Below are 13,024 nucleotides of genomic sequence, written 5' to 3'. Positions count from 1 at the left end.
TCTCTTTAATTCTCGGCCTGGGTCTGTTCCGGGGCGCAGGCATGAACCATATCCGATATACGGGTAGCCGTAAAATCCCATCCGGTGTAAATATCAATGGTTGTTGTGTCCGCCTGGATAAAATCCGGCAGAACCATAGATTCGAGAACATGGGCATTGGACAGGGCTCTGACGGCATATCCACGCTTTACCGGGTCTTTAGAAGAAAGATGCGCCTGGAGCTGTACCCTGGTGATATCGGTCAGCCCTTGGGGTACTGTTCCAAGATATGTACCAATACCCCACAAAACCCCGCGCTGGAGCATGTCATGTTCAATGTGATTGCCTCCGTGATCCAGATAGGAAAAAAGGATGCATTTAAACTCCCGGGCCAGGGCCGGGCTTTTGCTTAGAATTTCTCCCATGGCCTCGGGGGACCCCCAGCCGATGCCGCCGGATTCGTCGTTCAAGTTCCACATGATCCGTCTCATAAGTATTCTGGCTTTTTCCATGGAATAATCCGCAACTCTTGCGGCAAGCTCCCCCATGGCGGTTACGCTGCGGAACTTAATCAGTTCTTCTTTGTTGTAAAAATAAGAGAACAGATGCCCCACAAGCTGGGCATCCGGTATCTGTGCCAGTTTGGCCAAAGCCTGGGTGCGATTGCCAAGGGCAAGGATTTCGCCCACCCGTTTTTTTGTCTTTCTGCCGTATGGTTTCATGATGGTTCTCTTTATAAGAGTTAATTGCTGTTGACCGTCTTTGGGTTTATCTTGTGGGGTTTTTTTAATGTAATGTATCAATGCACAAATTATGCCATACCGGCTTATGCCGAGTTGTTGAAGGAGACTTCATCGTTGGGCGTCGGGAGAAACCGCATTGAATCACATCAAACAACTTGAAGAGTATAGGAATTTCCATCACCCATCACCCAGTACCCAGTACCCAGTACCCAGTACCCAGCACCCAGTAGTACCCAGTACCTAACAGCCCGCCCAAAGGGCGCTAATTTACCAATGCGTGTTTCAAACGGTTTGAAAAAAAATGGCACACCTGTCCAAAGGTTTATTTGTCTCAACAATTTGGCACACAAATGTGTCTCGATACAGGTATTCAGTTATTTGATAAATGTTTATATGAAACCAGCAGCCTCAGTTAAAAAGATGATGAAAAACCTTATCTGCATGAGTCGTCATGTTGTTTTTTTGATTCTGCTCATTGATTAACATTATTTCCCGGGCCCGGTTTTCAATACCGCAGCGGCATCCTTAACCCGGGTCTGCGCCAGCAGACGGTGGGCATACGCGCTTGCCCGGGAAAAACTTGTTTCCATGACCGCGGCCTGGACCCTGGGCAGAAATTTGGGGGCCACGCTGAGGGTGGTGATGCCCACGCCAAGCAGAAAGGGGATATGTTCGGGATCATGGGCCATCTCTCCGCATACGGATACATCAATACCATGTCCGATCGCTGCCGCTACAATTTTTGCAATGCCGCGGTTCACGGCAGGATGATAAGGGATATAGTGGTCGGCCACCAGTTTGTTGCCCCGGTCCGCACCCAACATATACTGGATAAAGTCATTGGTGCCGATGGAAAAAAAATCCGTCAGTTGCGCAAATTCATCTATGGTGGCAAGCACTGACGGCAGTTCAATCATTATGCCCACCTCAGGATCGCTTTTGTGGGGCACCCCCTCCTGTTCCATCTGACGGATACATTCCGCCATTACCTGTTTTGCCTCCAGAAATTCGTCAATGGAGGATATTAATGGAAACATCAGGCGGACCTTTTCCTTGCCATGGGCCGCCCTTAGAACGGCTCTGATCTGGGTCCGGAAAATCTGGCGGTACTTCAGGGAAAAGCGAATGGAGCGCAGGCCTAAAGCCGGGTTGGCCTCCTGAATAAAATCAGTGTGTTTTATGACCTTGTCTCCGCCGGCATCCAGGGTACGCACGGTGGTGACGGTTCCTGGTTCTGTCTTGTCAAACAACCCTTTATAAATCAGGTATTGTTCGTCTTCCGAAGGAAACCCGGACCGGATCAGAAACGGGAATTCCGTACGGTAAAGGCCTATACCTTCGGCTTTCAGTTCCCGTGCCAGGTGAATTTCACTGAGCAGGTTGATATTGGCAAGCAACCGGATGCGTCTGTTGTCAAGGGTGTAGGTGGCAGGCTGCATCTCCCGGTTTTTTGCCCGGTCCTCAGCCTCCTGTTTGCTCTTGAATATGGAAAGGGTGTTATCATCCGGATTGATGTAAATATTTCCCTGACCGGCATCGAGCAGCAGCCGGGTGGTATCGGGCAGATCCAGAAACAGGGGGTCGTCGGCGATGATCAATGGAATGGACAGGGATCGGGCAAGGATGGCGACATGAGAGGTCACGCCGCCGCCTACCAGCACAATGCCCCGGATGCCGTCAGCGGTGAGCTTCATCATGTCCGAGGGATAAATATCCTGGGTGACGAAAATGGTTCCCCTGTCAGGGGCTTTGGGCGTGTGCACGGCCTTGAGGTGAGACAAAAGGCGTATGCCTAAGTCCTCAACATCCACGGCTTTTTCCTGCATATAGGCATTGGGATTGTCCGAAAAGACGTTTATGTATTTCAGGGTGACCTGCTGAATGGCTGACACAGGAGAGGTGCCCTGTTCTATCAGGGTTTTCATTTTTCCCGTGAAATTTTTGTCTTTGAGCATCATGAAATGGGCAGTGAATATCAAAGATTCGCTTTCCGGTAGACTTGCGGCAAATTTATCCTGCAGCGCCTTTAATTCATCAATGGTTTTTTCCACAGCGGTTTGAAAATCAGCCAGGGAATAAGTGATATTGGGTGTGTCCGCTTCAAACAGAATGGCTTTGCGTTTTCTTCTCGACGGCCGGATTGTGCCGGAAGCCAGGCCGTATCCGTCGGACTTGCCTTTGATAAATGCAGGAAATTTATTTGAAATCGTATCTGCATCTTTGTCTGCATCTGCCGGTTCAGGCGCCAGGGCCATAAGCAGTCTTGCATTTTCAATGGCACCGGCCAGCTGGGTGGCCGCCGTTCTTAATGCACGCTCATCAAGCAGGGTAAAATGATCCATCTCCCGGTGCTGGACGACCAGGACGCCGATTTTCACTACCCCACGTCGGATGGGAACACAAAGAAAAGAATTAAATGCCTCTTCTCCGGCATTGTCAAAATATTTGAATCCCGGGCTTGTTCTTGCGTTTCCCACCCGCAAAACTTGATCCTGGGAGAAGCACCGGCCCACCAGGCCTTCTCCGGGCAGCATCCTGACTCGATTAACCGCTTCGGGCTTCAGCCCCCGGGTGGCTTTCAGGACCAGGTCTTTGGAACGGGAATCAAAAAGATAAATGGAACAGACATGGGCTCGGAGATGCTTTGCCACAAGTTCGCCGGCACCGGTGAGAAAGGCCTCAATGTCCGATCCGCTGGTGATGATGGAGGCAAGTTCCCCCATGTCGAACAGCAGATTAAGATGGTCGGGTTCTTTTCTACTCATTTTTTAGTTGATCCTCAGGCGTTACGCCTGCCCCCCAATACAAATTTATTAACAATGCCGAATCCCTAATCTAATTTGAAACAATCCAAGATTCAACGAAAAAAGACAAACCCGAAACAGTTTGGGTGAACTGAAAGCGGTTTTCACCGGTTTTTAACCCTATACTAATAAATGAATGGTAAAAGGTACTTTGGATATTGAGACCATTCAGGCGTTGCGCTTTAGCGCCTGTTTAAAATAATTGGAGGGCATACCTTTGAGTATTGTTGGAAATCTGCGACTGCGTTATGTGTTTGGCTTAAGTGCGATTGCCATTCTTGTGACAACTTCGTTTTTTACCTTGCAGCATCTTATTTCAAAACAGCGTGATTTTTCCCAGCTGATTAATCTTGCCGGGCACCAGGCCGGCCTGACCAATCGTATTGCCTACTTTGCAAGCCTGATGGTTGCCACTGATGATGAAACCGAATTCAATCAGGCCCGAAGCCAGGTGGGGCTGACCATCCATAAAATGCAAGCTGCCCACAAGGCGTTAAGGCAAGGCGATAGTGACACCCGGATTCCCAAAGTCACCAATGAAACCCTGGAAACCATTTACGAAGACCCGATGGTGGGCTTGGACTCTGCCTTGCAACGATTCCTGGAACGGGCCCGAAAAGTATATGAAACCGATATGGCGCGTTTATCCCCCGGTTCCATTGACTATATATATCTGGTTAATTATGGTCCCCATGTGCTTGAGCCTCTTCTGGATGCAGCGGTCGACGAATATGAAAACATCGGTCGAACCTCTATTCTCAAGATAGAGCGATTTGAAGGGATTGTCTGGCTGGCCGCCTTGGTTGCGCTGCTTCTGGAAGCTTTTTTTATTTTTATGCCGTTGGAAAAACAGGTGCGTCAGGCGCTGAATTCCCTGCAGGCTTCTGTGGCCAAGTTGACCGATACCCGCCGGCGCCTGTTGGAAGCCCAGCGGCTTGCCCTGGTTGGGGACTGGGAAATGAATGCGGCCACCGGGGCGATAAGTTGTTCGGATCAAATCTATGAGATTGTAGGAAGGCCCAGGGGCACTGTTGAAATGAACAGGGAGAGTATACTTAATTTTATCCACCCCGATGATCGAAACATCGTGGGAAATCAGTTCAATGCCCTTTCCCGGCATCCGGATGCTTTAAATGTGGAGTTCCGGGTGGTCCGGCCGGATGGATCTGAACGGCTGGTATATCAGCAGGCCGCTTCTGTGAAGGGCAGTGACGGCAGCGTGGTTAAAATTTCAGGGGCCATCCATGACATCACCGACCGCAAAGAGTTGTCAAATCGATTGGATAAACTTTCCCAGCATATCCCCGGATTTATCTTTCAGTATAAACTTGACAGCAACAAGAATGCGTTTATGCCCTATGTCAGCCGCGGGGTGTACCAGACCTGTGGCGTCCGTGCCGACGAGCTTCAGAACGACGTCCAGGCATTGTCACAGCTTGTCTATGAAGATGACCTGCAAATGGTCATGGACAGCATTGATGCGTCGGCCCTGTCTTTAAAAACCTGGAAGGCCCAGTTTCGAATCTGGCATCCGGAACAAGGCGAGGTCTGGGTGGAAGGTCATGCGACACCGGAGCGCATGATGGACGGTGGTACATTATGGTATGGCTATATCTGGGACATCACCGAACGAAGACAGGTCGAAAACAAGATTCGACGTCTGGCCCTTTATGACGCCTTGACCGGTCTTGCAAACCGGCGCATGCTCATGGACAGACTCGCCCATGCCGTTGCCCTGTCCGGCAGGAAAAAGGATTATGGTGCCGTGATCATGTTGGATCTGGATAATTTTAAAAGCCTGAATGATACCAAGGGGCATGATACCGGCGATGCCTTGCTCGTAGAAGTGGGCACACGTCTTGGCAGAAGTGTCAGGGAAACAGATACCGTGGCCCGCCTTGGGGGAGATGAATTTGTTGTGCTTTTAGAGTGCCTGGGCAATGATAAGATAAAAGGCCATGAAAAAGCCGTGGCGGTGGCGGAAAAAATCAGGTTGGAATTGAACCGTCCTTATATTCTGGGAGATGACCAGCATGTCCATCACACCAGTGCCTCTGTGGGGGTCGCCCTTTTCTACGGCAATGACCGGGATGAAAGTGAGATACTTAAACGAGCTGATGTGGCCATGTATGAAGCCAAGGATCTGGGCCGTAATCGCATCTGTTTTTATTCCCAGGCCCGTCAGGCCATTGTGAATACCAGAAGCGCCATGGCCGTAGATATTAAAACCGGCCTGGATAACGACGAATTCAGTCTATATCTTCAACCCCAGGTGTTGAAAAATGGTTCGCTGTGCGGGGCAGAGGCGCTGCTCAGATGGTTGCCCAGTAATAGAACACCGGTCAGTCCGGGAACTTTTATCCCCGTGGCCGAAAGCACGGGTTTGATTCTGCCCTTGGGGGCGTGGGTCCTCAAGCAGGCCTGCACCATTGTCACGGATCTGGAAAAATACCAGCTTCCTGAAAATTTTGCCCTGGCTGTCAATATCAGTGCCTTGCAGTTTGCCGAAGAAAATTTCATTGAAACCGTTAAACAGGTGTTTGATGATACCGGTGCCTCACCGTCTCGATTAAAATTTGAACTCACCGAGACGTGTCTTGTCCAGGATATAAATCGTGCCAGAAATATTATGAAAGCGCTTCGTAATATGGGATTGCAGGTTGAGCTGGATGATTTCGGCACCGGATATTCTTCGTTGAACTCCATTAAAAATTTGCCCCTGACCGCGTTGAAAATAGATGCGTCCCTGATCCGAGACATTGAGAAGGATGAGCCCAGCAGAGCCATTGTCCGGGCGGCCCTTGCCATGGCCCGGGCGATGTCGTTGAAAACCATCGCCGAAGGTGTGGAAACCGGAAGTCAGATGGCGTACCTTAACACAGAAGGCTGTGATATGATTCAGGGCTATCTTTTTGCTAAACCCATGCCCTATGAGGATTTTCTCTCCTACCTTGGGCGTAAATTAAAAATTGCCTGAATTGGCAGGAGATTGCTTTAAGATTGCTTTAATTGTTCCCACTCAAACCGGATGATGTTCCGTTGGGTTCGGTCAAATTCCACACCAATCAGATGAATTTCACCAGTTGGACTGTAATATAGTTTTTCATCTTGCATCCTCTGTGAATATTTGGTTATTTGCGATTAACATAGCACGGCTTTTATTCTCGCACAAAGCCTCAAAGACACAAAGGACCATAAAACCCAATAAAAATCTTTGTGTCTTGGCGTCTTTGTGCGAGTTCTCAACTAAAAAGATTCATATTTAGGATTAAGGAGCACCAATATATTGAGGTCTAAGATAACCGGGGTCTTTATTTTTTTCTTTTTTTCCCTTGCTTCCTGCACTCCGGAACCTTCTTTCCTCAAAGAAACCGGCAGTCCGGCCGGTGTCCCTTTGGATCCGGATCTGCCTTTCAGTCAATATGTTCAGGAAAGCATTAAAAATATTGAACATATCTTGCGTGACATCCGGTTCGCCGATGGAGCCAGTCCCTATCTTGGCGGATATACGGCGGCCCAGGCAGCAAAAATGCGGGGGCCTTTTGAAATCCTCCCGGAAATCAGCAGTACAGGCCCCGGCAAGGGCAAGGGGTTTCTTCTTATCCACGGGCTTACCCACTCCCCCTACCGGATGCGCAATATTGCCGACTCCCTGCATCAGGCCTATCCCAACGGCACCATCCGGGCTGTGCTGCTGCCCGGCCACGGTACGGTTGCCGGAGACTCACTGACCATGCGGCATACGGACTGGATGGCCATCACCGAGTATGGGGTCCGCAGCTTTGAACAGATGGAGACGATTTCCGACCTTTACCTGGTGGGTTTTTCCACCGGCACGGCCCTTGCAATTCGCCATCTGCAGAATACCCCCCAACGTCCCAAAATCAAAGGCCTCATCCTGATCTCCACAGCCCTCAAGGCCAAGACCTGGGCGGCCTTTCTCTGCCCCTGCCTGCGCCGGGTAAAGGACTGGCTCGCCACATTTCAAGAAAGAGACGCGGCCCAATATGAATCCTTTTCCGTCAATGCCGGTGCCGAATTTTTCCTGCTCACCAGGAACATCATGAAACGCAAAACGCCCATTGACGTTCCGGTACTCATGGCGGTCAGCGCCGACGATGAAACCATTGACGCCCAAGCGGCCCGGCAGTTTTTCTGTGACCGGGTGACCGCCCGGCGCCGCGCCTTGATCTGGTATGCCTCCCGCCATGCCGGGCGGAATATTGATCCGCCCTGTGAAGACATCAAAGAAGTCAAACCCGGTCCGGTGGACCGGGAATTCCAGGGAACCGCATACCGGTTTGCCAACTACGCCCACACCGCTCTATCCATGAGCCCGGCAGATCCCCATTACGGCGTTAATGGGAAGTATCACCAATGCAAAGCCTATGATACCCCGCCGGATATGGAAGATTTCAATAAATGCCAAAAAGGGTCAGCCAAAACCATTTTCGGAGAAAAAGACATTGCTTCTAAAGCGGCCCAAAAAGAGCTGGGGTATGATTACTGGAGAAGAGGCTCCTTTAACCCGGATTACCCGAGACTGGAGCGGGCCATAATCTGCTTTGCCGATGAGGCCTGTGACCTTCAAAGATCTCTGGATGATCAATAAATGATCTGCTGCGATATTGCCGGTTTACTGATTCCGTTGTGATTTACGGCTACAACACCATAAATATATTCATTGTCAAACATCACTTGAGTATCCACAAAATCAGTCTCAGCCTCAACCTCAATCCATGGCCTGATCAACACCGGCAACTCCCCTTTTTGAGCACGCCAGATCCGATAACGGGTGGCGAATGGCGAGGCATCCCAAGTGATCAAAATTCCTTCATGGGTCTTTTCTACACGGACGTTTTCCGGCGGTAATGGCGTTTCAGGGGTTTGCAACGACAATACCCGGAAAGCATGATAAGGGATATTTCGAACCGTATTTTTATGGATCACGCCATTCCAATTTGCCGTGCCTTCATACTCTGCATAGATTTTGGGGTGTCCACTGCCATCCACCAGAATCATACCATAGTGTTGAAGGGCTTTGGCAATGATTCGACCGGTCAGATCCAGCCCCCATGCTTCAAAATCGGCATCCGTCAATGAGGGGTCTAGCTGAAGCCTGGTTCCTGCGGGGAAATATTCTTCCAACCCTTTTCCGTCACTTTTGGTGGCGGGAAAAATATGAAGCATGTTGGGATAATCCAGCCCCAAAGCAATCGCGTGGTCAATCCGGCCTTTCCGGATCTCCCATGGTCGAATCAAACCGGTGAGGTATGGCACCCCCGCTCCACGGCTAATGAATCCGGTCGGCGGCACACCTCGCCACAACGTATTGTAGTGGTACCCGTTTTGGGCCGTCCACCCCTCTACGCTTTTTGAAATACGCCAAAACCCCCATTCATCACCGGTTTCAATGTTCCATACCACCAACTGAGCATCCCTTCCTTTTGCCGGAAGAGCATGGGATGGGATGGGGGCCGTGATGTCAACCCGTCTGCTGACAGAAAGCTGCGCTCCATTTTCAGTGACATTGGAAAAAAAACCAGACAACGTCACCTTGACAAAGGGCGTTTGTTGATCCACTTCATATACCGGCATCGTATAACGCGTAGGATCTGACCCAAACACGCCCTGGAGTGACGCTACATAGAGATCACTGTTTTCATCGTAAACAGGATTTGGACCGATTTTTAAATTCCATGGACTGTCCGAAGCATAGGGAACTTGATTTGAAAAAAGATAATCATCTGAGTTCTCTGTATCTTGAGATTTTGCCAATAGCGGCTGTCCAATGCATAAAATGCAGATCCATAAAAAAATAAAACTGTTACAGGATTTGTATCTATTCATGGGTTCACCTCCTGATCAAAACACGTTGCCTGATAATGTCATAAATACCATCTAAAATGCCCAGGACGTGCTCTGCATTCTCCTTTCGCCACGATACATAGAAAATCATAGTTCTGATGATGAGATACCCGGTTGTGGCGTAGGCAAACAGAATCCACTGCCATGGATTTTTAAGGACATGGTCTCTGAAAAACAGATATCTTCCCAGTACAAACTTTTTACCCCACAGCCGTTTATCCGGTCTCATTTCAATGGCTTCTAAATGAACCAGCGTGGCTTTTTTATTAAAGACAAGGCGGTACTGCTGGGCGACCTGAAAAGTAAAGTCCTTATCTTCCCCCAACCCGTAGGCGCGGTACCGATCGGTAAATCGAAATTGCTCAAAAATTTGCCGCTTAAAAGACATGACCCCGCCGGACAAAAAATCAACATCTTTAAGCGTTTCTCCTCCGGGGATCGATGCCGTAAAATCGGTAAAGTAGCCCGATGGCAACACACGCCCTTCCTGGAAACCGGAAATTATGAAAAAGCGTTCCACCCATCGTCTGAGCCGTCTATGAAGATGCATTGGCTTTATATTGGTAATGGCACCGCCCACCCCTCCGATCCGATCATCCGGGGCATTTTCATATACCACCATGATCTGATCGATATACTCCCGGTCCAGGATGACATCATCATCTAAAAAGAAAATAATATCCCCTGTGGCGATCCGGACGCCGGCATTTCTGGACTCCGTGAGCCCGGGGACATCTTTTTTGATATATCTCAAGGCGATACCTGCCTGAGTACACTGGGATTCAAGGGGGATTTCATCAAGATCTCCGTCATCGACCACGATCAGTTCATCGGGTAGCCGGGTTTGGATCAGGATTGATTCAATACAGTCGTTAAGGAGCTTTGGACGATTATAGGTCGGTATAATCAGGGTTACGTTAAACATTGGACCACCTTTTTTCCAATACTGTCAAATCCCACATTCATGGGAACTGTTATGTCGATAAACCGGTTGCCGTGAATATTGTCATCCAACACCTGTGCCCAATTTATTTGGCGCTTAGGACAATAATAATAGATCATTTTTTCCAGATCATTGTATTCTCGAATCGCCATCTGCTGAAGCAGGTCAAATTTTTGAATGAATGCCTTTCGAGAGATTTCCTTTGCTTCAAAACGATCTCCTTGACCGAGAACAATGCCCGTTGAAATCGTTGTCTCACTTAACGTGACGGCCTGTTTGCATATCCGATCCGGTGTGACGCGCATCGCTGGATTCAAAAAGCGATCCAAAGAAGGGAGTATTTTTTGTGGAAGCCATTTCAGTATCTGATATTGAAGGTACTTTTGCAGTTTGGCTTTTTTGGCAAAGCGAGCAAAATCAGGATCGCGACCTGTCAACCAAGGTAATGCTGAGAAGTGGTGATCTCGAAGAACAATAAAATCCTGAAAAAGATAGGCCTTTCCGTCTGAAAGGATAAATTTGTCGTCCCCGATATAACCCCACCCGGCTTTCAGTAGAGAGAGCAGTATCATTGTTTTTCCGATGCCTCGATGTCCTGCGATCAGTATGCCTTTTTGGTCCTTCTGGAGAACGGCGCCGTGGCACAGGAGATCATGATTCATTTTAAGCGCCTGGATAATCCCAAAAAGAAGCAATCCGTACACCCGTCGTGCAATCCCTTTTCTACGTCTGAACGAAATATGGACAGGGACGTCGGGTGCCGTAAAATCCAACACGACATCCGGTACCCCTCTGTAATTAAAAATCACCATGACCCTATCCGATTTCAAGGATCGTATCACGTTAAAGTTAAAAGAGGAGCCCAATTGTTCGCCTCTACCATTGAGTGTCGGCAAATCCGAACAGCACTCTATATGGATATCCGGTTGTTCAGATAAACGCGTTGAACTCATATTTGATTTGGAAACAAAGCACCTGAGTTGTTCCAAAATGAGGCGATTGACATCCGAAGGCATTCCAACGGACCGAATTTTAATAAAATTATAGAGATAGAAATCGACTGTATGCATGGAGAATCCCTTTTATTTGGCACTAAAACGATTCATAACGGTATGCGTATCTTTCTTGATCCACATCAGAGCCAACCAGATACCGAAAAAGAAAATCAGCTTCACCAATGCGGCTATCAATTCATTGGTGATGGGCAGGGCTGCACAGATATACTGAATCAATTCTATGGATAATAACATGGCAAGGAACGGCAGTCCAAGCGACAGCAGATGAGATACGATAAGATTTTTTAAAATGAGATCTTTCATGCACAGAAAGATCAATTGAGAAATCCATAAGACCCCAAATGAGAGACTGCTTCCCAAAGCGATACCGGAAATTCCGAAATCGGCCCGGATGAACAATATGCCGGCAACAACATTAACAAAAAGTGCGATCATCATCACCCATGCCGCTTGAAGCTGAAGATCCATGGCCACGATAACGCCCCGCACCGTGTAAGAAAGCGCTAAAAAATAGCCGCCGGCCAACAAAATATGGGCAGGCACGATACCTGCCTCATATGCCGGTAAGACCATTTTTATGAAAAACGGCAAGAAAAAGAACACCCCACCGATGAGAAGGGGCATTAGATAGGCGGTATTGATTGCCGGTTGAATAAAGTATTCTCTCATCCAGATTTCCGAAGCGCGTTGCCCTTTTTGCTCCATGATCTTCGGTTCAATTATCTCTCTGGAGACCCCGGGCACATTCATCAAAAATCCCAAAATCATGATGGCAATGGAATAGTGTCCCAACGCTTCCATTCCAATAAGAGATGAGACGAGAATCCGATCCGATGTTCGTATCAAAATGGTGATGATATTGAACATCAAAATGGGAAATCCATAGCGAACCAGCTTGATGAAAATCGTGGGGTTAAAGTTCAACGTTTCATTTTCAGGGGCTTTTATTTTAAAATAGAGTGCCATGATTCCCAATGAGAAAATCAGGCTGAAAAACGCGCCGATAATTCCCCAAAACCAAATAAAGCAGATCGTGGATAAAAACATCAAGGTGTATTGAATGTAATTGGCTCGGCTGATGCCCTTAAACGCCTGGTAAGATTTTAAAAGAGCGATTTTGTATTCACAATACCCCTGCAGCAGGACAATGAAGGCAAAGGATAAAAGTCCGATCCGTTCAATGAGGTCAAAGCGATCCAGAAAAGCAGAAAATAAGAGAAAGAGTGCAATCACCCCATTGATGAAAAATGCACCCCAAAATGCTGCCCCTTTGATCTGGTTGATCTCTTTTTTTTCGTTTCGGGCGAGGTGAAAAGGGATTTGATAGCGCATGGATGACCGGGCACCCATATGAGAATAGGCTGCATAGGTTTGGATGGTCTTCATGAGGTTCCACAATCCGAAATACTCAGGTGATAGAAGCTTTGGGCGAATAAACGCAGTCAAGATGCTTAAAAACTGTCTGAAATAATGACTGGCCGAATAGTGAATAATGTTTTTTAGTATAGGTGCTTCCCGTTTCCCCAATTATCACCTCAATAACAAATTATTGATTAATTCTCAATTTTATCATAAACACCTGAGCGTATACAGACATTGACTAATATTAAACATAAAAAAGGCTGCCATGTTTCGTCAAAGAACATACATTTCTTTTCTCATCTTCTGGTT

The 13,024-nt window shown here is 48.1% G+C and carries 8 protein-coding genes; 2 read left to right on the top strand and 6 right to left on the bottom strand.

What is annotated here, in order from left to right; translation table 11 throughout:
• Positions 1-5: 5 nt before the first annotated feature.
• Both HXW94_RS06915 and ptsP read right to left on the bottom strand, forming a co-directional pair.
• Positions 6-701 carry a DVU0298 family protein gene (locus tag HXW94_RS06915; protein WP_178366165.1) on the bottom strand — a complete coding sequence of 232 codons (696 nt, stop codon included), beginning with the start codon at positions 699-701 and terminating at the stop codon, positions 6-8.
• A 506-nt stretch (positions 702-1,207) separates the two neighbouring features.
• Positions 1,208-3,487, bottom strand: coding sequence for a phosphoenolpyruvate--protein phosphotransferase (gene ptsP / locus HXW94_RS06910; RefSeq protein WP_178366164.1), 2,280 nt, complete (start codon positions 3,485-3,487; stop codon positions 1,208-1,210).
• Between the two features lie 256 nt (positions 3,488-3,743).
• Between ptsP and HXW94_RS06905 the strand changes: the two genes are divergently transcribed.
• Positions 3,744-6,503 carry an EAL domain-containing protein gene (locus HXW94_RS06905; RefSeq protein WP_246293775.1) on the top strand — a complete coding sequence of 920 codons (2,760 nt, stop codon included), beginning with the start codon at positions 3,744-3,746 and terminating at the stop codon, positions 6,501-6,503.
• Positions 6,504-6,812: 309 nt separating this feature from the next.
• The gene (locus HXW94_RS06900; protein ID WP_218576606.1) at positions 6,813-8,138 is read left to right on the top strand and encodes an alpha/beta hydrolase; all 1,326 of its coding nucleotides are present in this window, start codon (positions 6,813-6,815) and stop codon (positions 8,136-8,138) included.
• Here the strand turns inward: HXW94_RS06900 and HXW94_RS06895 are convergent.
• The 4 genes from HXW94_RS06895 to HXW94_RS06880 are packed head-to-tail and all read right to left on the bottom strand — an operon-like array spanning position 8,132 to position 12,880.
• Positions 8,132-9,376 carry a fibronectin type III domain-containing protein gene (locus HXW94_RS06895; protein WP_178366163.1) on the bottom strand — a complete coding sequence of 415 codons (1,245 nt, stop codon included), beginning with the start codon at positions 9,374-9,376 and terminating at the stop codon, positions 8,132-8,134. The two genes, HXW94_RS06900 and HXW94_RS06895, sit on opposite strands and share 7 nt — an antisense overlap.
• Before the next feature lie 4 nt (positions 9,377-9,380).
• On the bottom strand, positions 9,381-10,319 hold the full coding sequence (locus HXW94_RS06890) for a glycosyltransferase family 2 protein (RefSeq protein ID WP_178366162.1): 939 nt from the start codon (positions 10,317-10,319) through the stop codon (positions 9,381-9,383).
• The gene (locus HXW94_RS06885; RefSeq protein WP_218576605.1) at positions 10,307-11,407 is read right to left on the bottom strand and encodes a phosphoenolpyruvate carboxykinase (ATP); all 1,101 of its coding nucleotides are present in this window, start codon (positions 11,405-11,407) and stop codon (positions 10,307-10,309) included. The genes HXW94_RS06890 and HXW94_RS06885 overlap by 13 nt, the downstream gene beginning before the upstream one ends.
• Positions 11,408-11,419: 12 nt before the next feature.
• Positions 11,420-12,880 (bottom strand): lipopolysaccharide biosynthesis protein, encoded by a 1,461-nt coding sequence (locus HXW94_RS06880; protein ID WP_178366160.1) that lies wholly within the window; start codon positions 12,878-12,880, stop codon positions 11,420-11,422.
• Positions 12,881-13,024 lie beyond the last annotated feature (144 nt).

It is taken from the genome of Desulfobacter latus, from assembly GCF_013389365.1.
Lineage (GTDB): Bacteria > Desulfobacterota > Desulfobacteria > Desulfobacterales > Desulfobacteraceae > Desulfobacter > Desulfobacter latus.
The sequence above is the reverse complement of the archived record's forward strand: the minus strand, read 5'-3'. Positions and strand labels throughout refer to the sequence as shown.